Below are 21054 nucleotides of genomic sequence, written 5' to 3' on the forward strand. Positions count from 1 at the left end.
GGTGGCCTCCTACAGCGTAACTTCGGCGTGGCGCGCCGCGTGGCAGTTGATGTTTACGGCCACAGGCAGGGAGGCAATGTGGGTGGGCGCCCACTCCACATGCACTTTCAGCGCCGTAGTCAGCCCGCCAAGGCCCTGAGGGCCAATGCCGGTCTTGTTGATAAGCTCAAGCAGTTCTTCTTCAAAGGCCGCATAGCGCGGATCGTGGTTGCGGCTTTCAAGGTCGCGGGCGGCGGCGCGCTTGGCGCAGATGGCGGCCATTTCCATGGTGCCGCCAAGGCCAACGCCCACCACCATGGGCGGACATGAATTGGGCCCTGCTGCCAGCACGGCATCCAGCACCACCTTGCGCACGCCTTCAATGCCGTCAGCGGGCACGAGCATTTTGACCACGCTCTTGTTTTCAGAGCCTGCCCCCTTGGGGGCCAGGCGCAGGCGCAGCGAATCGCCGGGCACAAGACGGGTGTGGATTACTGCAGGGGTGTTGTCGCGCGTATTTTTGCGATCAAACAATGGCTCCGCCACACAGGATTTGCGCAGGTAACCGTCCACATAGCCTCGGCGCACGCCCTCATTGACGGCGTCTTCAAACGCGCCGCCCACAATGCGCACATCCTGCCCCACATCGGCAAAAATCACGGCAAGGCCGGTATCTTGGCAAATGGGAATGCCGTCGCTGGCTGCGATTGACGCATTTTCCAGCAGTTGTTCGAGAATGTTTTTACCCACGGGCGAGGGTTCAGCCTCATGCGCCCTGCGCATGCCGTCCACCATATCCTGCGGCAGGCGGCAACAGGCGCGCACTGCAAGGTCGGCAACGGCGCGCGCTATGTCCTCAACATTGATTTCCTTCATGTCTTCCTCTTTATAAGTACGACTGCTGCTGGCCTATCAATGGAAAGGCCAGATCAGCGGGATAAGCAGCCAGCACATAATGAGCGAAATCAACTGCAAAGGCCAGCCAGCCTTGACATAATCCATGAAGCTGTATCTGCCGGGGCCAAGCACGATGGTGTTGGGCGGGGTGGCAATGGGCGTCAGGAAGCAGCATGAGGCCGACATGGCAATGCCCATGGCGATGGGCAGGGGCGAGATGCCGCTGGCAAGGGCGATGGGCAGGGCCAGCGGGGCCATGAGGGCCGCAGTGGCGGTATTGGACATGAAGTTGGTGATGGCGGCGGTGAGGGCGCAACATACAAACATGAGCATCCACGGGTCATTGACCGTGCTCACCACTGCGTTAGCCACAATGGCGGCTGCGCCGGACTTGTCCATGGCGGCCGACATGGAAAGCATGCCCGCGAACAGAAAAATCGTTGTCCAGTCAACGCTGCGGAAGGCTTCACGCATGGTCATGCAGCCTGTGATGACCATAAGGCAGGCGCCCAAAACGGCGGCGGTGGTCAAGGGCATGATTTCGCTGGCCATCATGGCGACAACAAAGGCGAAAATCAGTACGGAATGCCACATTTTGTGTTCGCGGCGGATTTTGGCGTCAACTTCAATGTCGTCTTCGCTGTCGTCATGCAGCTTTTCCGGCAAGAACTTGTGGCCGATAACTGCATAATAGAGCAGGCCAACGACCAGCAAGGGCATGCCGATAAGGCCGAATTCAAAAAAGCCAAAGGGGCTTTGCCCTGTCTGGGCCAGCATGGAGTTGATAATGCCGTTGGGCGGCGTGCCTACAAGCGTTACCGTGCCGCCCAGTGACGAGGCAAAGGCAACGGGCATAAGCACCTTGCCGGGGGCAAGTTTGGCCTTGATGCACATGCCAAGCACCATGGGCACGGCCACAACGGTGGTGCCGGTGTTGGAAAGCACGGTTGAAAGCAGGCCGATGGCCGCCATGGTGTATACGATGAGCTTGACCGGATTTCCCTTGGAAAGCTTGACTGCCAGGCCGCCCACCTTGTCTGCAAATCCGGTTATAAACGTGGCTTCGCCCACAATGAACATGGCCATGAAGAGCACAACGGTGGGGTCGCCAAAGTAGCCAAAGGCAACCTTGGACGAAACCACATTTGTGAGAGACAGAGCCACCGGCACAAGCAGGGCCGTGATGGGCAGGGGGACAACTTCCGTAAAAAACATCACCGCGGCAACCAGCAGGATGCCCAGGGTGATGTACGCCTTGGTGGGGTCTTCTGGTAGCTTGATGCCAAGACTGGAAGCTGCAAAGGCCTCATGTCCGGCAAAAAGAACAATCGCAAGCAGCATAAACGCCCATAGAGCTGGTCTTTTCATCCGCCAACCTCCTGCATCATGAAATTTACGGCGTCCCTGCTCGACTTTTCGCGTTTATGGTATACAATGGCAGGGAAAATAAATGGATACCTGAAACAATGCCAGATATGAAAAATCGTGGCAACAGTATTATGCTGAATGATTGATCAATCTTCATAATTTCTTCAACGTATGCAGCATGAAAGATGGAATTTTTTTTTATATTAAGCAGTATGTAATAAAAATCACAAATACTCATATTATGCGGTATGAATATTTATCGGTCATAAATATTGTAGTGGTTTGATCTTCATTAATTGTCTTTTTGTATAAATTTTATATCGCAATTTTCAATGAAGGTATGCTTTTTTGTGCAAGACACATATTCAGTGCAAAATAATCTGTATGGAGGCCCAAAGATAAAGCGCGAATGCGCGGATAAAACTTTATCAGCCTTACTGGGGACATTGAGATAACAGCAGCCAGCGTGCAGCGCGTGTGAAAAGTTCCGTCAGAGCGCGTAGAAGGCTTATGCGCGACGATCATCCTGACCGGATATGCTGTTGCATAAAACAGGGGCATATAAAATGAACAGCCAGACAATAAAAAAGGCTGTCCGAAAATATTTCGGACAGCCCTGATCACTGATATTTGCCTGTTACTGTGGTTGTGCGTTTGCCCCGCAAACGGGTAGATATTGCAGGAATATCTGCACGGTATCTCACATGGTGTCTGGTTCTAGCGAATAAAGTTGGTGGGATCCCACGGCTCCGGGGTTGGAGTTGCCACGCCCGCGGCCTTGCCAGCGGCGATGCACTTGAGCAGCCATGCCATGTTGTCCCCAAGGGTGCGCATGATCTGCAAGCCTTCCTTGTCCTGCATTACCTGCTCCGGCGTATTGCCGTGCACGGCGTTCCAGTACTGGGAAGAAACCACGGGCATGCGCGCAATGGTAAAGTATTTGTTCAGCCGATCAAAGGAAGCGCTGGCCCCGCCACGGCGGCAGCTCACCACGGCGGCGGCGGGCTTGAAGGCATAGTGGAGGGACTTGCCATAGAACATGCGGTCAAGAAAGGAGCACACGCCGCCGTTGGGGCCGGCGTAGTAAACAGGAGAACCCACAACAAAGCCGTCTGCCTCGCGCAGCAGGTCAATGGCCTCGTTAACGTGGTCGGCATTGAACACGCAATGCCCGGTATCCTTGCACTTGCCGCAGCCAATACAGCACTGTATGGGCTTTGTGCCCAACTGGAGCATCTGCGTTTCAACGCCGTTTTTTTCCAGCTGCGCCGCAACCGTGGACAGGGCGGTAAAGGTACAGCCCTTGGGATGCGGGCTGCCGTTGAGCATGAGTACCTTCATGAGAATCTCCTTTCGGGTGCAAAATGCCCGCCCCGCTGTGAGCGGAGCGGCGAGGCCAGAGCCCCCGTATGATTTTGTTGGTAAAAAGCCAGCCAGATATTGACGTTTTGGGAACGTCAGGCCAGCAGATGCCGGGCTGCGCAGGCTTGGTGAATGTACTTGCAGGCCTGTGCGTAATTTCGTCCATGATTTTTTGACCTGCCAACAGTACGCAATGCCTTTCACGTGCGCAAGCCACGCAGGGGCCTGCCGCCCCCTTGGGCTGTGTGCCGCCTGTTCGCGGCTCTGCACCAGCCAGGGCTCCAGAAACAGCCATGTCGGCAAGTCAGAATCAGTCTGTCATATCTTTTGCGGCCAGCCGCAGGGCGTCAGGGGAGAGGTTTTTTAGAAAGGTCAGAAAGTCCGGCACATTGTTTGCGCGGCAGGCCATGTAGCACAGGGTATATTCCCTGTGCGTGAGCAGGGAGTGGAAGATGGGCCAGCGTTTGTCCGCGCTGGCAAAGGGCAGGTGCAGCGCGCTCCCCACCGCCGGATGGATGGGCAGCCAGAAATCTTCAAGTGGGTGGACATATGACCCGCGGGTGGAGGGGGGCAGAGCGCCAAGGCCCAACAGGCGCAGCAGGCTGTCCGCCATGTGGAACAGCAGTTCGCGGCCAGGGTGGTTGACCGTGATGAACATCTGTTCATCACGCCAGCGCTCGCGCAGCAGCGGCGCGCAACGTATGGGGGCATCGGCCTCCTTGGCTTCCTCACGCGCAAGCGATTCTTCAGCCTGCGCGTTGAGCGCGTCCGCATCGCCCAGCAGCGAGGCTGCGCCGCGCAGATAGAGGGTCAGCGCCTCTTGCGGCGTGACCTTTTGCAGCAGCGTCTCCAGCAGGCTGTCGGCAAAGTTGATGCGTTCATCGCGGGACCAGAAAGGCCAGTAACCCTTGAAAAACAGGTTGGGAATCTCAATGGACAGGCAGTGCTGCGGCAGGCGCGGCAGCATCTGTTCTGTGGAAAGGTCGCCCCACTTGGGCGCAAGGCGCTGGTAGAGAAAAAGCTCGCAGCGTTCAATATCGCTGTCTGCAATACTTTGCCGCGTATAGTTCACATACTGGCGGATATAAAACCGGCTGGCAAAGGCCGGGGTGTTTTCCAGCAGGGGCCGCAGGGCATCGCCCTGGCAGTTGGCGTGCAGAAGACACAGAGCCTTGGTCATGCTGGTTCCGTCTGTCTTGGGTGTGAGGGGGCCGTATTCTTGGGGTGCGCCAGCGTCCATCCCCATTCGCGTCCCTGAATCAGTCGTCCACTTCCATGTAGGTGGCGCTTTGCGCGGCTTTTTCAGACACTGTGACGCTGTAAAGCCGCACTTGCCGGGCCTGGGGATCGTCATGTGTTGCCAGCAGCTCTGCCATGCCCCGCCAGATATGCCGGGCAAGGTTTTCTGACGAAGGATTCATGACGTCAAAGGGCGGCGTTTCGTTGAGCAGGCGGTGGTCTAGCGCGTCAAGCACGGTTTTAAGACCGCTTTTGAGCGTTTTGAAATCAAGCAGCATTTCAGTGTCCGGGGTCAGGCGCTGCCCCTGCACGGTCAGTTCCACCGCAAAATTGTGGCCGTGCATGCGCTCGCACTTGCCCTCGTAATGCCGCAGGGCATGACCAGCAGAAAAATCGTCCCGCACGGTCAGCCGCCAGAAAGCGCCCTTTGTCATGACAGTATCCAGTAGACCACGAAGGCCGAAATAATGACAACAATGATCGCCAGCATGATGCGGGCGTTCTGGTTCCATTCAAAGCCTGGATGTGGATCATCCAGATCAGGGTCGCCAGTGGAGGGCGGCGTGAAGAGGCTTTGCATCCAGGAAAAGAAAGACATGAATTTCCAGTTTGTTACAGGTTATTGATTGTGCTTGCCCTTAAGCATAACAATTGCGCCGGATAAGTCAAAATGCACGTCAGAGTGATGGTTTCATGCAGGCCGCATGCCCCGTGCAGTTGACGAAGCCGCGCAGCCCTGAAACACTTTGGGCATGAAGTGGCGTACAGTGCAGATAACCACCGCATCGGGGCCGGCAAGCGCAGTTGCTCCAGAGATTATTGCGGCCAGCCGGGCAACGGATATTCCGGCCTTTTACGCTCCCTGGTTTATCAACAGACTGCGCGCGGGATATGCCTGCTGGATCAATCCCTTCAACGGGCGGCCCCAGTTTGTGTCTTTTGCCAACACGCGGGTTGTCGTGTTCTGGAGCAAAAATCCGCGGCCTTTGCTGCCCTTGCTGCCGGAGGTGGAGGCGCGGGGCCTCGCCTGGTATCTGGAATTTACGCTCAATGATTATGAGGCTGAAGGCTGGGAACCCAATTTACCGCCGCTTGCCCAACGCATCGACACCTTTCGCCGTTTTGCGGATGCGGCGGGGCCGGAAAGGGTCGTGTGGCGCTTTGATCCCCTGATGCTGGCCGGGCAATTGGCGCAAAATCCTGACGGTTGCCATGCGCTGCTGGAAAAAATGGCCCGCATCGGCAAAGCCCTGAAAGGCTGTACCCGCAAGCTGGTGTTCAGCTTTGCCGATATTGCCGACTACCGCAAGGTGCGGGAAAATCTGCGCAGGGCGGGCCTTGACTGGCGTGATTTTACACAGTCGGAGATGCAGACCGTGGCAGCGGGGGTGGCCGCTCTTGCTGCGGAAATGGGCGTGGAACCCTGCACCTGCGGCGAAAAGGGCGACCTCTCGGCTTGGGGCATCAGCCATAACCGCTGCACCGACCCGGAACTTATCCTCAGGCTCACCAACAGACACCCGGACATGCTGCGTCTCTTCGGCATTACGCCGCAACGGCAACTGGGCCTGCCCCTGGAAATGCCCTCAGGCGCGAACCTTGCCAGCACAGCACATGAGTACCCGCGCGACACAGGCCAGCGGGCGGTGTGTCTGTGCGTACCCTGCAAGGATGTGGGCCAGTACGACACCTGCCCCCACGGCTGCGTATACTGCTACGCCAATACCTCTCCCGCCGTGGCTGCCAGAAATTTCCGGCGGCATGATCCAGAGGGGGAGAGCATTTTTGCAGAGCCGGAGAGGACAGCTTGACGACCGGCCTGACATTGGGCCTGATTCATCGGGCTGATTTTGCGCGGGGCGCAGAGCCTGCGCGGGCTACTGAAAAAATTTGCCGCGTGCGCGGTCAATGCGTTCACGCAACGGTGCATCCACAAAAAACAGCTCGCAGGCAAGAGCCAGTTCCTGCGCCCGGTGCATAAAATACGCGGCTGCGGTAATGGAATGCTCGCTGACCGCGCCAGCATTTACTTCCAGAAAATTGAAGGACAACTGTACATTCACTACGCCGAAGCGGCGGCAGATCTGGAAAAACTGCTCAACGTCGGCGATCTTGTTATTTTCTTCAAAAATTATGTATTTGATATCAATTTGTTCTGGCGTGATTGCTGCAACAAAATACTTTTCCATCGAAGCCATCACGTCATTCCACCAGTCGCCGCCCTTAACTCGGGCATAGGCTGCGGCATTGCCGGAATCAAGACTGATGTTGATTTTGCCTCCGCCGGTGGAAAGCATTTCGTCAATCCAGGCAGAATGACGCAGCGCATTGGTATGCACGTACTGAAAGTAGTCATGCTCGCGCAGCCAGCGGCCTGTGGCTTCAAAATCAGGTAACAGGGTGGATTCTCCCCCGCCCCAGCTTACGGCGCAGTTTTTTTCCAGTGCGTCCTGCTCATACAGGCTCTGTATGGCGGGGAGAATGGCAATGGGGCGCGGGTGCTGTCCAGGCTTCCACAGGTCGCAGTAGACGCAGCGGCAGTTGCAGATGTGTCTGTGGTGATTCAGGGAAAGAACGGCAAATCGCAGCTTGGGCACACAGACAGAATGCGAAAGGGGAACAAGATCGGGGCAGCCCGCGCATACCTGGGGATTCTGCTTCTGCACTTCCTGCGCAACGCTGGCGATATGGCGGGTATATGCCTCCATATCCACCGCGCCGCCTGCAAAAGAAAAACTCGGTACAACGATATTGTGCGTATTGCAGCAGGGTTGCAAGGCCCTTTCTTCAAACACAAGTTCCCGAACAAACCTGGAGCAGAATAACACGCGGCCTCCTTCCGGAACCAGATGCCCGGGGCGTCGATCATCTCATGGCGATAACTATGGAGCGGCATTGTCCGCAGAAGCAAAATGCACCGTAACCAGCAAAACCTCGGCGCGGCCCGTAGTACGCAGGGGCGGCCCCCAAGTGCCTGTGCCAGCGCTGACGATAGAGTGGAAGTTGCCTTTTGTCAGCAGGCCCAGCGGGTTTTCGTATCTCAGTTCCGTCACAAAGTTAAAGGGCCAGAGCTGCCCGTTGTGCGTGTGGCCTGACAGCACGAGCGCTGCGCCTGCATTGCGCGCTTCGTCAAGGGCGGCAGGCTGGTGATCCATGACCACAAGGGGCAGCCCACGGTACTGTTCTGGCAGATCGGCCAAAATTTCCTCCATGCTGCCCCGCTGGATGCCCGTAAAACCGGGCTTGCTCAAATCGTCCCTGCCAGCAAGCACAAAGCTGTTGTCCACCACGGCCCACTGGTCGCGCAACACCTGCATGCCCACAGCGCGCAGAAAATCCAGACTTTTATCGATGGAACCAGAGATATACTCGTGGTTGCCCGGCACAGCCCAATGCCCAAGGCGCGGCTGGGCCACGGCAAGGGCTGCGGCGGTGGCTTCCGCATCCAGTTTTATATGGTCGTCAATGATGTCGCCCACATAGAGGATTGCGTCCGGCTGCTCCGGGGCCAGCAGTTCGATGGCTCTGCCCAGCCGCCCTGCTGTGAGGAGGCGGCCCAGATGTATGTCGGTAATAACGCCCAGTTTCAGCAGCTTGTCAACGTAGGTGCTGGGTACGGGGCCTTGCGTGCGCACAGTGATGTCGTAGTGCCGCAGCACGGGAAAGGCCGCGTTGAACCAGCTGCCTACCCCCAGCAGCAGGGGCAGGCCCATGACCAGCAGTACAGCGCCCCAGCGTGGGGTGGCGGGCGGCATTGCGCCAAATAAACGTGCGCCAAGGCCCCAGATGTCGGCAATCAACACAAGCGCAAAGGCGTAGAAGGCCACGCCCATCCAGAATGCCCCGGCCCGAAGCACCCACACATGGGCAAGGGTATCGCCATGCCCCTTGTAGAGCAGGGGAAAAGCCGCACCCAAAGCGAGCACAAGGATGCAGAGCACAATGCGCAGCCAGCCCGTGCCGGAAAGCGCGCGCCACAGCCACCAGGATATCCAGCCGTTGATAACGGCCAGGCCTATGCCTGTTACCAGAAAAAATCGGAACATATGGTTTTATGAAGCCCAGGCGGCAAGAGCTTTATCCAGATCCGGCCCGGGGCGTACTTTCAGAGAGTTGTCGAGGTGCAGAATGCACACGTGCCCATCAAGAAAAACCTGGGCATGCGCTTCCACCGGGCCGGGGAATTTTTCCAGAAGGTTGCGCAGGGCCAGCATGTCTTCGCGCCCAAGGCGGTGCTGCGGTATCTGCACGCATATGGGGGTGTCGCTCTGGCCGCAGGCTTCGGCCAGCGAGCGGACGGTCTGGCCCAGCAGCTTGATTTCGCGCGGGCCTTCGTCAGCTTCTTCATCCATGTCTGCGTTGTCGCCGTTGTCGGTCTGGCTGTCGAGGCGCGCCACCAGGCAGATGGGCTGCTCTGAGCGTAAAAGATCGCGGCATTCGGCGTACGTGCGTGGAAAAAACGTCACTTCGGCGTGCCCTGTGAGGTCTTCAATACCCACAAAGGCCATGCGCTCGCCCTTGGACTTTGTCAGCACTTCCTTGACGCTGACCACCAGCGCCGCACAGCGGATTTCCGCACCGGGGAACAGTTCGCGCGCGTCTTCCAGCGTGGTGAGCCCCAGGCGGCGGATTTCGCGTATGAATGGCTGGAGCGGGTGGCTGGTCAAAAAGAAGCCCAGGGCTTCCTTTTCTGCCCGCAGTTTGTCGTCGTCCGCCATTTCGGGCAACGAGGCTTCGGGGCAGTCAAGCCCTATGCCGGGCTGGGGCGCGCTTTCCACAACCGGAGCCATGGAGAGCAGCGAAACCTGATTGGATGTTTTGTCCTTGGCCTTTTTTTGCGCGCGGGCAACCACAATCTCAATGGCAGCCAGCATGGCGGCGCGGGGTACGCCAAAGCAGTCACACGCGCCGCCCTTGACCAGCGATTCAAGCACGCGCTTGGTGACCTTGCGCAGGTTTACCCGGCAGCACATGTCAAACAGCGAGGCAAAGTCGCCGCCTTCGGCCCGGGCTTCCACAATTTCGCGTATGGCTTCATCGCCCACGTTCTTGATGCCGCCAAGGCCAAAGACCACCTGCCCGTCGTGGGCCGTAAATTCGCGCTGGCTCTGGTTTACAGAGGCCTGCACTACATTGATGTCCATGTCCTTGCAGCACGAGACATACTTGAGCAGCTTGTCCTGATTGCCCATTTCCGAGGTGAGCAGGGCGGCCATGAACTCGACCTTGTAGTGAACCTTGAGGTAGGCCGTGTAGTACGAAATGAGGGCATAGGCGGCGGAGTGCGACTTGTTGAAGCCGTATTCGGCGAATTTTTCCATCAAGTCGAAAATTTCGTTGGCCTTGTCCTTGTCAATGTTGTTCTTTTCCGCGCCGGTAACAAAGTTGACGCGTTCCTTGGCCATGGCTTCGGCTTTCTTTTTGCCCATGGCGCGGCGCAGCAGGTCGGCCCCGCCAAGCGTATAGCTGGCGATGATCTGGGCGATCTGCATGACCTGTTCCTGATAGACGATGACGCCGTAGGTATCGCGCAGGCAGTCGGTGAGCGACTGGTGCGGATACACAACGGGCACCTGCCCGTGCTTGCGCTTGATGAATTCGTCCACCATGCCCGAACCGAGCGGGCCGGGGCGGTACAGGGCCAGCATGGCGATGACGTCTTCAAAGCACGAGGGCTTGAGCATGCGCAGATACTGCCGCATGCCCGAACTTTCCACCTGGAACACGCCGTCCGTGTCGCCACGGGCGTAAAGTTCGTAGGTTTCCGTATCCGTAAGCGGCAGGTTGTCGAGATCTGGCGGTTCATGGCCCTGAAGGGTGATGTTGTCCAGGGTGTCCTGAATCAGGGTCATGGTTTTCAGGCCAAGAAAGTCGAACTTCACCAGCCCGGCTTTTTCCGTCATGGGGCCGTCAAACTGGGTCACAAGTTCGCCGCGTTTGCCCTGATAAAGGGGGAGGTATTCCTCCATGGGCTTGTCTGAAACCACAAGCCCGGCGGCGTGGGTGGAGGCGTGGCGGGCCAGACCTTCAAGGCGGCGGGCCGTGTCCAGCAGGTGTTTGACCTTGGGGTCGGAGTGGTAAATGTTTTCCAGCTCCGGCTCTGCCTCAAGGGCCTTTTTGATGGTCATCTTGAGGTCGGCGGGCACCAGCTTGGCGATGCGGTCAGTTTCCGCAAAGCTCATGCCCAGGGCGCGGCCCACGTCGCGCACAACGCCCTTGGCCTTCATGGTGCCGAAGGTGGTGATCTGCGCCACCGAGCCTTCGCCGTAGGTTTCCACCATGTGCTTGATGACCTCGACGCGGCGGCGTTCGCAAAAGTCCACGTCGATATCGGGCAGGGAGACGCGTTCGTTGTTCAGAAAGCGTTCAAACAGCAGATTGTAGGGGATGGGATCAAGGTTGGTGATGCGCAGAGCCCACGCCACCAGCGAGCCGGCGGCGGAACCGCGCCCCGGCCCCACGGGAACATTGTGGTTTTTTGCCCAGTTGATGAATTCCTGCACGATGAGGAAGTAACCGGGAAAACCCATTTCAAGGATAACGCGCAGTTCGTACTGCAAGCGGTCCCGGTAGAGCTGAACATCAATAGTGTCTCTGTCGGGGTGTTTTTCCAGCCGTTTTTCCAGCCCTTCTTCTGCCAGCCGCCGAAATTCGGAATCAAGGCTGGCCCCTTCCGGCAGCTTGTACACAGGGAAGTAGTGGTGGCCGAAGTCCAGCTCCACATTGCACTGCTCGGCAATGCGCATGGTGTTGGCCAGTGCTTCGGGCACATGGGCAAAGGGTTTTTCCATCTCTTCGATGGACTTGTAGTACAGCTCATGGGTGCCAAAGCGCATGCGCTTGGGGTCGTCCATGGTGGTCTGCGTCTGAATGCAGAGCAGCACTTCGTGGGCTTCGGCATCGTCAGCGGTGAGATAGTGGCAGTCGTTGGTGGCAACCAGCGGCACGCCCGTGGTTTCCGCCAGTTCCAGCAGGGCGTTGTTGGCCTTGGTCTGCTCCGGCAGGCCGTTGGACTGCAACTCAAGATAAAAACGGTCGGGGTAGATATCGGCGTATTCCCGCGTGAGGCTCAGGGCCTTGTCCATGTCGTCCGCAAGAATGGCGCGGGGGATTTCGCCCGCAATGCAGGCCGAAAGGCAGACGAGACCCTCGGAATACTTGCGCAGCAGGGGTTTATCCACGCGGGGTTTGTAATAAAAACCCTCAAGGTAGCCCTGTGTGACCAGCTTGACCAGATTGTGGTAGCCTGTGGTGTTCTGGACCAGCAAAATCAGGTGGTTGCGGCGGCGCGCCAGGGGCGAGTCCGTGCTTTTATCCTTGTGGTCGTGGCAGACGTAAACCTCGCACCCAAAGATGGGTTTGACGCCGTAATCCTTGCAACCCTGATAAAAATAGGCCGCGCCAAAGAGATTGCCGTGGTCGGTGATGGCGCAGGCGGGCATGCCGAAATCCTTGGCGCGGGCGCACAGATCCTTGATGCGGATGGCGCCGTCAAGCAGGCTGTATTCGGTATGGCAATGAAGATGGACAAAATCTGACATGAAAACTCCAGAAGCGGAAAAGGCGGGCGTTACCGGCGCAAAGGCCTGACAGGCGAGCGCCTGCACAGGGTGCGGCAGCGCCAGAGCAGATTATAGCACAGGCAGGGGGGGCCTTCAAGGCGGGGCCATGAGGCCAGAAATGCAGGATGGGCCGCGAGAGGAGATCCAACGCCTCAGGCGCGCTGCAAATGCAGCAAAGTCGCAGCGCCTGCAAAAATGGGGCGGCGCTCGTGCACCAGCGCATTGCATTGGTGCACAAGCCCCTCAATGCCGCCCCTTTGAATAAAACTTGCTTGAGGTGCCCCGTCTGCCGCCGCTGTTCTGCGTGCTTTTGTCAGCGCCATGAGGCCGCGCGCAGCCAGCGTTGCGGGCAGCTCAAGGTTGCGTTCCGCCAGCTTGAAATCAGCCACCAGGACTACTTCAGCGCTTTCAAGCGCGAGCCGCAGCAGGGCTTCTGCCTGTGCCGCAGGCAGATAAAACAGCGTAAAAGCCAAGCGCGCACAGGCCAGGGGCGCATGGCTGGCGCTTCGCAGTGTCTGCACATCTGGGTTGAGCGGGGCATGCGCGTACGCATCCGGCCACGGCACACGCCGCGCCAGCGCCGCCTGTGGAAAAAATGCAGGGCAGGCTGGCAAAGTATCAAGGCTGGCTGCCGTAGGGGCATGCGTCACTGCGCGTCCTCCAGAATATGCAGCAGGCAGTCGCGGGCTTCGGCCTGCGGAACCGTGTCCGGCATGCGGCGCAGCAGATTTTGCGCATGCCCGTCCTCAAGAAATTTGCGGCGGCTTGAGACAAAGTGCAGATCAAAAAACCATGTTCCCAGCAGCAGGCGAAAATCGTTGACGCAGCGCAGGTCGGCATAGGCTGCCACGCGTTTTTCCCGCACGGCATTGAGAACCGCCTCGCTGGCGATGGTGGGGTCGTCCGGCTGTTGCAGCACCACTGTGGGATTATACGGGGCTGGGCCGCTCAAGTGCTCGTCCATGACCCGCAGAATGTCCAGCTTGTCCGCATCACGCACCACATTGGTGACCAGAGCGATGTTCTCCGGCGTCCCCTTGGGCAGGGCAAAACGGTTGTGCATGCCCACCGCCGCCATGACCAGCTTGCGCATTTGCGGTGTCTCGCTGACGAGGCGGCGTTCGGCCTTGAGAACCCGCACGCCCATCTGCCCGTGATTGCACGATTCCCTGTCCCTGAACGTGTGATAGCGCAGGTACTGCTCAAACCGGCCCACGTCATGGTACAGTGCTGCCAGCAGGCAGGCCCGCGCAGTCTGTGGGTCAAAGCCCTCGCCTTCAACGGTGTGCCGGGCATTTTCCAGCACTTCAAGGGAGTGCCGGAGTTTGAGATCCATGGGCGAGGCATCGCCCTGTTCCAGGGCTGTTTTGGCGGCGGCATATGCAGTAAACCACGCCAGATGCAAGGATATGTCGGCGGATGCTGTGACAGTGCAGTTCATGGGTAATCAAATACGCTCTGGTTTTGCGCAATGCAAATGGCTTGACCGGGGCACGTGGGCAGTGGGGTTATTCACCCGGAGGAGCTGGCGAAAGCAGCTTTTCAGGCACCTCGCCGGGACCGGGAATGACCAGTGTTTCCGGATTCATGCTGTACCAGGCAAACCACATGGAATACGCGCCGTAAAACTGCGGCATGGACGCGCCCTTCATGTTGCCGTCAAGCGCCACGCCCGTGGCAGGATCCCACTGGCTGCGCGTGGTCAGATCCATGAGCTTGCCGTTCTGGGATATGAACAGGAATGGCTCGGCCCATATCTGGCGGTTAAAAAGACGCACCACCTCAAGGCCCCGGTCATAGACTGCCAGAAGGGCATTGGGCCCCACAAAAAAATTCACGGCCCCCTTTTTGCGCACATAGCCTATGTCGATAGCCAAAAGATACCCCTCATATTCAATGCACAGCATGGGCGTTTTGCGGGCAAAACGTTTGTCCATGCGCTCCACTGGATAAATGAGCCTGTCGTTATCGTAGTAGGTTCCCTTGCGCAGGTAGTTGCCGTAGGGATCGCGCCCGTAGGGCTTGTTGCCGTTAGGCTTGGCAAGCACCAAGGCATGCGGAAAGGTGCGCTTTGCCGCGCCCCAGGTTGTCCAGTATACGGGCACCATGGGGAGCCCTCGGCCCAGCAGGGGGCCGTCAAAGGCCATGCCTGTTTCCTGTAGCCAGAGACTGCCGGAATTGCGGTCAATCAGAACGCTGTTGCCGTCGTAGAGGCGGCCTTCCGTGTCAAAAATAAGGTTCAGGCCCCCCATGGAAGAATCATAGGCCATGAAGGTGCCGGTGGTGGGGCAGTAGGTGATGGCGTAGGCCTTGTCGTCCACGATTTCGTTGACAACCTGATGCCATACCATGATGCGTTGCGGGTAAACGCGCGCGCCCCCTTGCAACATGGCGATAAACACCACCTCGTCATCGCTGAGGCTCAGGTTTGCATCCTGAATGCGGTCGTAGCGCGGGCGGTACAGGGAAGGGATGGAGCCGTATTTGACGCCTGTTTCAATCAGCTTGCCGTTGATGGCGGCAAGCTCCTGCAAGCTGCGTGGTCTGGCCTGGGCATCATTGGCATTCCAGAGCGCTGCGAGCGTGAGCAGCGTGAGGCCCGCCATGATCAGGCAAAGCGTGCGCAATGCGGGCAGGTTGGCTGAAAGCCGCGCAGGGCCAGGGCTTGGGCTTGTCACTGCGCCCCGCCTTTGCCGGTGTGCGCGGGCAGATAGTCGCTGAAAACATAATCACGCAGGGCCTGAGGCCACGGGCGCGGCGCTTTGCCAAGAAAGGCGGCCAGCTTGCTGTTGTCCAGCACGGAAAATACTGGCCTGCGCGCTTTTTGGGGCCATTCCGCCGAATCAATGGGCACAACCCGGCACGGGGCACCGGCCAGAGAAACAGCCTCGCAAGCCAGATCACACCAGCTTGCCTGCCCGCCGTTTACCGCATGCCAGATGCCTGTGGCCCTTTTTTCCGCCAGAGCGATGCTCCAGTGCGCCAGATCAAGGGTATAGGTGGGCGAGCCTGTCTGGTCATGCACCACGTTGATGGAATCGCGGCGCTGGCAGGCTGCAAGAATAGTATCCACAAAATTTTTGCGACCAGGGCCAAAAAGCCATGCCGTGCGTATGACGCACGAGCGGTCCGGCAGTGTTTCCAGAACGGCCTTTTCGCCTTCAAGCTTGGTGCTGGCGTATACAGAGGCCGGATGGGGCGTATCTGTTTCTTTCCACGCGGTTTCTCCCGGGCCGGAAAAAATGAAATCCGTGCTGAACTGCACAAGAAATCCGGCCCCCTGCGCCTTGAGGCAGCGCGCAATGGAGGCGGGCAAGGCGCGGTTGAGCTGGCAGGCTTCTTCCTTATGGTCTTCGGCATCGTCAACAGCCGTCCAGGCCACAGTGTTAAACACCACATCCGCCTGCGCCTCTGCAATGGCAGTTTGCAGAAACGCCATGTCCAGCAGATTGCCGTTTTGGCGGCCAAGTGTTGCAACTTCCCACTCGCGGGCTTTAAGCACTCGCGTCAGGGCCTGGCCCAGAAGGCCAGTTGCCCCCCCAAGTACCAGAGCTTTTGCCATGCGACCCCCAAGGTTTGCCCGCCAGCGCTGTGCTGGCGGTATCCAGGCCATTCTCCGGCACATTATCCTCGCATTGATGCCGGGGTCAATACAATACAGGCAGGTCAACATCAATTTCATACGAAGCCGCTTGGGCATTGCCAGCCGCAAGCGCCGTCCTTGCTTCAAGGGCGCAAGTGACGTACAAAAAACCCCCATGAGACACGCTATTCTTCTGGTCGCCTTTGGCGCAAGCAGCCCGCAGGGGCAGAACGCCCTCAAGGGATTTGACGCCCTTGTGCGCCAGCGTTATCCCGGTATTCCGGTACGCTGGGCCTATACTTCGCTGCTCTTGCGCGAGCGCATGGCGCAGGCCCGCCAGAAGAGTGATTCCGTGTTCAAGGCAGTTTGCCGTCTTGGGCTTGAGCGGTTCGAGGCCGTAGCGGTGCAGCCCTTGCAGACCATACCCGGTCAGGAGCATGGTGATGTGCGCGCCGCAGTTGAAGAAGCCGCCGAGCACGAGCACCTGTTTTGCCGGATTGGCGCGCCCCTGCTGGCCACAGCGGACGATGTGCGCGCGACGGCGCGGGCGCTGGTGCGGCATCTGCCCGCCGAGCGCAGCGCGGATGAAGACGTGGTCTTTATGGGGCACGGCGCGGAACACGAGGCGGTTGCCCGCTATGTGGATTTGGCCAGCGCTGTGCGCGAGCTTGACAGCCGCGTGCATGTGGGGGCCATGAACGGCGCTGTGACGCTAGAAAGTATTTTGCCCAATCTCGCTTCACGCCGGGTATGGCTTATGCCGCTTTTGTCGGTGGTGGGCCGTCATGCTCTGGAGGACATGGCGGGCGAGAACGGGCACAGTTGGCGCAGTCGCATTGAGGCCCAAGGGCACCAATGCCTGCCCGTGCTCATGGGGACGGCGGAATACGCCGATGTGGCTGAAATATGGCTGCGGCATCTTGAAGATGCCGTGCAATCCCTTGCTGCTGGCTGGGAGAAGAGGTGACGTATGCGCGGATTTTTGGCGGCTATACTGGTTTCAGGTTTGTTGTTGGGGGGGTGCGGCGCTATGGGAACGGGTGATACCGGCCCCAAAGAAAAAGTAAACCTTGCGGCTGGCGTGCAGAACGCCAAGGCCAATGCCTTTAACCCCTACTTGCGTACTACTTTGCCCAACCTCCGCACGAACGATGCAGAGAGCCAGGCCATGCTGCAAAAAATGGGAGGGCGCGTTACGTCCATCGAGGGTGAAGCTGCCTATCGGCCCCAGTGGAAAAACGAGATATATCCCGTATTTTTCGGCGAACCCAAGGCCCCTCACGAAGTTCTGGTGCTGCTTGATTTTGCCTCGCCGCAGAGCGAGAAGGTCTGGCATGCCGTGGCTGAGGCCAGCCGCTCGGTTTCGCCCCAGCAGTGCAAGGTGGCGGTTTTTGCCAACAGCAAGGAATACTACGGAACCGACCTCATGGGCATGGGCATCTGGATTTCTTACTCCCGCCCCGGTCAGGGCATGGCCTACATGACCTACGCGCTCTCTCGCTGGAACGAGATCAAGGCTGCCCAAAAGAAAAAGGGACACGTTGTGGCCTTTAACAACGAATACGACGCCACGGCGGAATCCACTGACTTCCCCATCCACTACAGCTACATGAGCAAGCTGCGTCCCCCGGTGAACCCCGCCGAGGAACTGGCCGTGGGCAAATACTGCTACAATGCGGGCAATGTGAACCTGTATCAGGCCCAGCAGATTGCCCAGTATTTTGGCATCAAGACCCTGCCTGCCGTGATTGTTGACGGCAACGTGCTGTCGTCCGTCTCTGCCAGCAGCATTCTCAAGGCCATGGAATAGCCGCCTGACGCAAAACATTCGGACGGCCTTTGGCCTTCTGAAACTGCACGCATAATGCCGCAAAGCCCGCTCGAAAGAGCGGGCTTTGTTTTTACCTTTCACGGACGGCAAAATCCGTTGCAGGGGCAGAAACCGGAATGGAGTGGAATGAAAGGGGGCCGCAGGCAGCCAAATGGCGGGCATATGGCAGGCACTGGGTGCAGCCCTTGTTCTGGCTTACCATTTCCAGACAGGGCAGACTATAAGCTGCAAGATTATTGGGTCTGCGGCAAACTTTCTTCTGTGCAGAAGGGTTGGCTAGCGCGCCCGTAGCGCTGGAGTGCGTGGTGGCGCGGCTACAGCAGGTTGTGGTCGAGGCGGTAGATCATTTCAATGGGATTGAGCAGCACAATGCGCCTGCCTGCGCCCACAATAAGCCCCGCATTGCGAAATTGCTGCAAGGTGGCGCTGACTGTGGGCTGGGTGGAGCCGACCATGGAGGCCAGTTGCTCCTGCGGAATGCTCAGTGGAATTTCGCAGGGTTTGTTCCAGCCCTCGGTGGTGCGAAGCGTTTCGTAGGCCAGAGAAATGAGCAGGCTTGCCAAGCGGTTGGCCACGTCGCTGTTCTGGCGGCGCACCAGATCGCCCATCTGGCGCAGCCTGCGCCCAAGCAGGGTAATGACGCTGCGCGCCAGCGGATAATGCTCCTGAAGCATGCTTTCAAAATCCTGCCGGTTGATGGCGTACAGCACGGATGCGCTGGCCGTTTGCGCGCTGGCCTTGCGCGGGGAATTGTTCAGCACTTCTGAAATGCCGAATATTTCGCCCTTCATACGCAGCGAGAAGGTCATTTCCTTGCCTGCGCGGTCCATGCAGAAAATACGTATCAGGCCGGATTCTATATAAAAGCAGGAGTCTCCCGCGTCACCTTCAAGAAAGACCATCTCATTCTTGGACAGTTCAAGGCGCTGGGCGTTTTTTAAAAAGGCGCTCTTGGCCTCGTCAATGCCCTTGAAAAAGTCTTCCTTTTCCAGATGCCAGAATGTGTCCATGAATGCCCTTCCCTATGTGGTGCGCCAGCGTCCCGCCGTGCAGGAACGGCGGGACGCTGGCGACTATTTTTAATACTACTCTGCGCTATCAGGCCTTGTCCAGCCTGTTCACATAACGGTAGGTCTGTTCCTGCCCGTTGATGTCGCGGCATTTCCAGATAATGAAGTTGGAGCCCATGATGGGGCGCAGCGTGGCCTTAAAGTAGCCCAACTGGTAGGGCATCTTGATTTCAAGCGCACCTGCGGGGCAGGCCTTGATGCAGGACATGCAGTCCCAGCAGTCGCGGGCGGCCCGCAAGTAGGCCTTGCCCGTGGCGGGGTTCAGAGCCATGAGATCGCCGGGGCAGATTTCTTCGCAATGGGTTTCTTCGCGCCCGTTACAGCCGTTGCATTTGTGCGTGTCAATTTTTGGCGGCATTGTTTTTCTCCTGACTTAGGGCTTGTACCTGTCGCCGGGCAGCAACTGCTCGTAGGGACGGGTAAAGGTTGTCATTTCTCCTGTGGCGGGATCGCGGCGCGACTCCACAAAGCAGTCAAAGTTTTCATCGTCGCGCTGGGGGTAGTCCGAGCGGGTCTGCCAGCCGGCCCAGCGGGTTTCCTTGCGGGCCTTGAGGTGGTGCACCACGGCTTCGGCCACGTCCACGCGGTCCATGGTTTCGTTGGCCTGCATGAGGTCGTGCAGATCCCTGGCGCGCAGATGCTTGAACTGGCTTTGCAGAATCTTGATGTGCCGCAGGGCGTAATCAAGCTGCTGCTCGTTGACGCGATAAAACTGGCTGGAACCGCCAGCGTATTCATCCATGAGCCTTTGCAGGCGTTCCTTCATTTCCAGCGGGCTTACGCCCTCTTCTTCGCGCGTGAGCAGGGGAGCGTACACGCGTTCCTTTTCCTGCGCGATCTGGGCGGCATCAAGCTCCGGCGCATCGGACACGGCCATGTAGGCAAGAGCGCCGCGCGCGGCCAGTTTGCCTTCGGCGCAGCAGCCGCCCACAAACTTGTTGGGATTGCCGCCTGCGGTTTCGCCCGCTGCGAACAGGCCGGGCAGGGTTGTCATGCGTTCCATGTCCACCCAGTAGCCGCCGCCGGTGTGCCCGCCCATGATGTAGGGATCGGAACCGAAGATTTCGATGGGTTCCTTGGACGGATCCTGCCCACGGCTGGCGAGGAAGAGCACGAAGGAAGGACGCTCGTTGAGGTAGTCTTCCATCATGGCCTTGGTTTTTTCCGGGGTCATGTTAGTGGTGTCGCAGAAGCAGGGGCCGCGACCGTTCAGCCATTCTTCCATGGGAGCGTTTGCGCGGATGTAGCGCGGGGCCGCATCGCCGCCAAGGCTTGCGTAGCGGCTCATGACGCGCTCGCCCAGGGAGTTGATGATGGGCGCGCCATAACCCACGGAGATGGTATCCACCGGGCCGCAAAAGTCCTTGGTGCGCGTGGCGACCCAGCGCTGCTCAAGGCTGCTGAGTTCCGCACCCTGGCGCAGGCCCATGGCGTAACCGGAACCAACGCAGTAGGGGCACATCCAGATTTGCGAGCCGCTGTCGGTGGAGTCTGCGGTGTAGGACTTGTAAAGCGTGCCCGCGCCGCCGGTGCTCACCACTGTAGCACGTGCGCGGAACACGTAGAACTTGCCGTCGCGCACGCCAAAGCCTGTGGCCCCTGTGCAGCGGCCATTGTGCACCAGCAGGCCCGTTGCTGCCACGCGGTTGTAGACATCCGCCCCGGTTTCAAGGGCTTTTTCAGCCATGATGGGCTTGAGCTGCTCGCCGTGGATGGAAATATCCCACTTGCCCCGGTAGCGGATGTTGCCCTGCTCATCACGGAGAATGGGCAGGCCCCAGCGCTCCAGGTCTTCAACGCATTCGTTGAGTTCCTGAGCGTTGGAGAGGGCCAGATCTTCGCGCAGAGGGCCGCCGCCAACCTGCGAGCGGCTCCAGCGCACGAGGTCTTCGGGCGTCTTGTTGGGCGGAATATAGGTGTTGATGGCGTCCATACCGGCAGAACACGCGCCGGAGCGCATGATGTCGGCCTTTTCCACAATAACGATCTTGGCTGCGGGGTTGAGACGCGCAGTTTCCGTTGCCACAAAGCAACCGGCATTGCCGCCGCCGATGATCAGCAGGTCGGCGGTTACCTCGACGGTTTCAATGTCGTTCAGGCTGGTTGGCCGAAAATCGACCGCATGTGTTGTTTTTATGCGTGCCATAATGTCCTCTCGGGCAA

General features: G+C 58.6%; 19 protein-coding genes. 3 read left to right on the top strand and 16 right to left on the bottom strand.

Going from position 1 to position 21054, the window contains the following annotated elements:
- Positions 1–9: 9 nt before the first annotated feature.
- From NE637_RS13385 to NE637_RS13410, 6 genes are all read right to left on the bottom strand, one after another.
- Positions 10–855: a fumarate hydratase gene (locus NE637_RS13385; RefSeq protein ID WP_192113722.1), complete on the bottom strand. Its 846-nt coding sequence runs from the start codon at positions 853–855 to the stop codon at positions 10–12.
- A 36-nt stretch (positions 856–891) separates the two neighbouring features.
- Positions 892–2244 carry an SLC13 family permease gene (locus NE637_RS13390; RefSeq protein ID WP_192113723.1) on the bottom strand — a complete coding sequence of 451 codons (1353 nt, stop codon included), beginning with the start codon at positions 2242–2244 and terminating at the stop codon, positions 892–894.
- Positions 2245–2961: 717 nt separating this feature from the next.
- Positions 2962–3585: a flavodoxin family protein gene (locus NE637_RS13395; RefSeq protein WP_192113724.1), complete on the bottom strand. Its 624-nt coding sequence runs from the start codon at positions 3583–3585 to the stop codon at positions 2962–2964.
- Positions 3586–3916: 331 nt separating this feature from the next.
- On the bottom strand, positions 3917–4852 hold the full coding sequence (locus NE637_RS13400) for a WcbI family polysaccharide biosynthesis putative acetyltransferase (RefSeq protein ID WP_227118882.1): 936 nt from the start codon (positions 4850–4852) through the stop codon (positions 3917–3919).
- A 13-nt stretch (positions 4853–4865) separates the two neighbouring features.
- A complete protein-coding gene (gene queD / locus NE637_RS13405) occupies positions 4866–5279 on the bottom strand; it encodes a 6-carboxytetrahydropterin synthase QueD (protein WP_022657288.1) in 414 nt (137 codons plus the stop codon).
- Positions 5276–5443 carry a hypothetical protein gene (locus NE637_RS13410; RefSeq protein ID WP_022657287.1) on the bottom strand — a complete coding sequence of 56 codons (168 nt, stop codon included), beginning with the start codon at positions 5441–5443 and terminating at the stop codon, positions 5276–5278. Before NE637_RS13410 ends, queD begins: the two co-directional genes overlap by 4 nt.
- Positions 5444–5597: 154 nt before the next feature.
- Between NE637_RS13410 and NE637_RS13415 the strand changes: the two genes are divergently transcribed.
- Positions 5598–6656, top strand: coding sequence for a DUF1848 domain-containing protein (locus tag NE637_RS13415; protein ID WP_227118880.1), 1059 nt, complete (start codon positions 5598–5600; stop codon positions 6654–6656).
- A 66-nt stretch (positions 6657–6722) separates the two neighbouring features.
- Here NE637_RS13415 and NE637_RS13420 read toward each other — a convergent pair whose 3' ends face one another.
- The 7 genes from NE637_RS13420 to rfbD all read right to left on the bottom strand — a co-directional run bounded on the left by NE637_RS13420 (position 6723) and on the right by rfbD (position 15969).
- Positions 6723–7673: a radical SAM family protein gene (locus tag NE637_RS13420; protein WP_227118878.1), complete on the bottom strand. Its 951-nt coding sequence runs from the start codon at positions 7671–7673 to the stop codon at positions 6723–6725.
- Between the two features lie 54 nt (positions 7674–7727).
- The gene (locus NE637_RS13425; RefSeq protein WP_227118876.1) at positions 7728–8891 is read right to left on the bottom strand and encodes a metallophosphoesterase; all 1164 of its coding nucleotides are present in this window, start codon (positions 8889–8891) and stop codon (positions 7728–7730) included.
- 6 nt (positions 8892–8897) lie between these two features.
- Positions 8898–12386 carry a DNA polymerase III subunit alpha gene (gene dnaE / locus NE637_RS13430; RefSeq protein ID WP_256267758.1) on the bottom strand — a complete coding sequence of 1163 codons (3489 nt, stop codon included), beginning with the start codon at positions 12384–12386 and terminating at the stop codon, positions 8898–8900.
- A gap of 173 nt (positions 12387–12559) precedes the next feature.
- Positions 12560–13057, bottom strand: a complete 498-nt coding sequence (locus tag NE637_RS13435; RefSeq protein ID WP_227118874.1) for a hypothetical protein — start codon at positions 13055–13057, stop codon at positions 12560–12562.
- A complete protein-coding gene (locus NE637_RS13440) occupies positions 13054–13848 on the bottom strand; it encodes an HD domain-containing protein (protein WP_227118867.1) in 795 nt (264 codons plus the stop codon). Before NE637_RS13440 ends, NE637_RS13435 begins: the two co-directional genes overlap by 4 nt.
- Positions 13849–13915: 67 nt before the next feature.
- Positions 13916–15085: a DUF3179 domain-containing protein gene (locus NE637_RS13445; protein WP_227118865.1), complete on the bottom strand. Its 1170-nt coding sequence runs from the start codon at positions 15083–15085 to the stop codon at positions 13916–13918.
- Entirely contained in the window at positions 15082–15969 is an 888-nt protein-coding gene (rfbD, locus tag NE637_RS13450) for a dTDP-4-dehydrorhamnose reductase (protein WP_192113731.1), read from the bottom strand. Before rfbD ends, NE637_RS13445 begins: the two co-directional genes overlap by 4 nt.
- Positions 15970–16165: 196 nt before the next feature.
- Here rfbD and NE637_RS13455 point away from each other — a divergent pair, with 196 nt between their 5' ends.
- Entirely contained in the window at positions 16166–16957 is a 792-nt protein-coding gene (locus NE637_RS13455; protein ID WP_192113732.1) for a sirohydrochlorin cobaltochelatase, read from the top strand.
- A 63-nt stretch (positions 16958–17020) separates the two neighbouring features.
- Positions 17021–17800, top strand: a complete 780-nt coding sequence (locus NE637_RS13460) for a hypothetical protein (protein ID WP_225530084.1) — start codon at positions 17021–17023, stop codon at positions 17798–17800.
- A gap of 335 nt (positions 17801–18135) precedes the next feature.
- Here NE637_RS13460 and NE637_RS13465 read toward each other — a convergent pair whose 3' ends face one another.
- The 3 genes from NE637_RS13465 to NE637_RS13475 form a co-directional block, all read right to left on the bottom strand.
- Positions 18136–18831 (bottom strand): Crp/Fnr family transcriptional regulator, encoded by a 696-nt coding sequence (locus tag NE637_RS13465; protein ID WP_192113734.1) that lies wholly within the window; start codon positions 18829–18831, stop codon positions 18136–18138.
- An 88-nt stretch (positions 18832–18919) separates the two neighbouring features.
- Positions 18920–19249, bottom strand: coding sequence for a 4Fe-4S dicluster domain-containing protein (locus tag NE637_RS13470; protein WP_192113735.1), 330 nt, complete (start codon positions 19247–19249; stop codon positions 18920–18922).
- A gap of 15 nt (positions 19250–19264) precedes the next feature.
- Positions 19265–21037, bottom strand: coding sequence for an adenylyl-sulfate reductase subunit alpha (locus tag NE637_RS13475; RefSeq protein WP_227118863.1), 1773 nt, complete (start codon positions 21035–21037; stop codon positions 19265–19267).
- Positions 21038–21054 lie beyond the last annotated feature (17 nt).

The sequence above is a fragment of the Desulfovibrio desulfuricans genome (assembly GCF_024460775.1).
In the GTDB taxonomy this organism is placed as follows: domain Bacteria; phylum Desulfobacterota; class Desulfovibrionia; order Desulfovibrionales; family Desulfovibrionaceae; genus Desulfovibrio; species Desulfovibrio desulfuricans_E.

What these genes read in the sequence shown, in the direction of transcription:
- NE637_RS13385 (WP_192113722.1), bottom strand. Translation starts at nt 855, where the DNA reads ATGAAGGAAATCAATGTTGAGGACATAGCGCGCGCCGTTGCCGACCTT.
- NE637_RS13390 (WP_192113723.1), bottom strand. Translation starts at nt 2,244, where the DNA reads ATGAAAAGACCAGCTCTATGGGCGTTTATGCTGCTTGCGATTGTTCTT.
- NE637_RS13395 (WP_192113724.1), bottom strand. Translation starts at nt 3,585, where the DNA reads ATGAAGGTACTCATGCTCAACGGCAGCCCGCATCCCAAGGGCTGTACC.
- NE637_RS13400 (WP_227118882.1), bottom strand. Translation starts at nt 4,852, where the DNA reads ATGGGGATGGACGCTGGCGCACCCCAAGAATACGGCCCCCTCACACCC.
- queD (WP_022657288.1), bottom strand. Translation starts at nt 5,279, where the DNA reads ATGACAAAGGGCGCTTTCTGGCGGCTGACCGTGCGGGACGATTTTTCT.
- NE637_RS13410 (WP_022657287.1), bottom strand. Translation starts at nt 5,443, where the DNA reads ATGTCTTTCTTTTCCTGGATGCAAAGCCTCTTCACGCCGCCCTCCACT.
- NE637_RS13415 (WP_227118880.1), top strand. Translation starts at nt 5,598, where the DNA reads ATGAAGTGGCGTACAGTGCAGATAACCACCGCATCGGGGCCGGCAAGC.
- NE637_RS13425 (WP_227118876.1), bottom strand. Translation starts at nt 8,891, where the DNA reads ATGTTCCGATTTTTTCTGGTAACAGGCATAGGCCTGGCCGTTATCAAC.
- dnaE (WP_256267758.1), bottom strand. Translation starts at nt 12,386, where the DNA reads ATGTCAGATTTTGTCCATCTTCATTGCCATACCGAATACAGCCTGCTT.
- NE637_RS13440 (WP_227118867.1), bottom strand. Translation starts at nt 13,848, where the DNA reads ATGAACTGCACTGTCACAGCATCCGCCGACATATCCTTGCATCTGGCG.
- rfbD (WP_192113731.1), bottom strand. Translation starts at nt 15,969, where the DNA reads ATGGCAAAAGCTCTGGTACTTGGGGGGGCAACTGGCCTTCTGGGCCAG.
- NE637_RS13455 (WP_192113732.1), top strand. Translation starts at nt 16,166, where the DNA reads ATGAGACACGCTATTCTTCTGGTCGCCTTTGGCGCAAGCAGCCCGCAG.
- NE637_RS13460 (WP_225530084.1), top strand. Translation starts at nt 17,021, where the DNA reads ATGGGAACGGGTGATACCGGCCCCAAAGAAAAAGTAAACCTTGCGGCT.
- NE637_RS13465 (WP_192113734.1), bottom strand. Translation starts at nt 18,831, where the DNA reads ATGGACACATTCTGGCATCTGGAAAAGGAAGACTTTTTCAAGGGCATT.
- NE637_RS13470 (WP_192113735.1), bottom strand. Translation starts at nt 19,249, where the DNA reads ATGCCGCCAAAAATTGACACGCACAAATGCAACGGCTGTAACGGGCGC.
- NE637_RS13475 (WP_227118863.1), bottom strand. Translation starts at nt 21,037, where the DNA reads ATGGCACGCATAAAAACAACACATGCGGTCGATTTTCGGCCAACCAGC.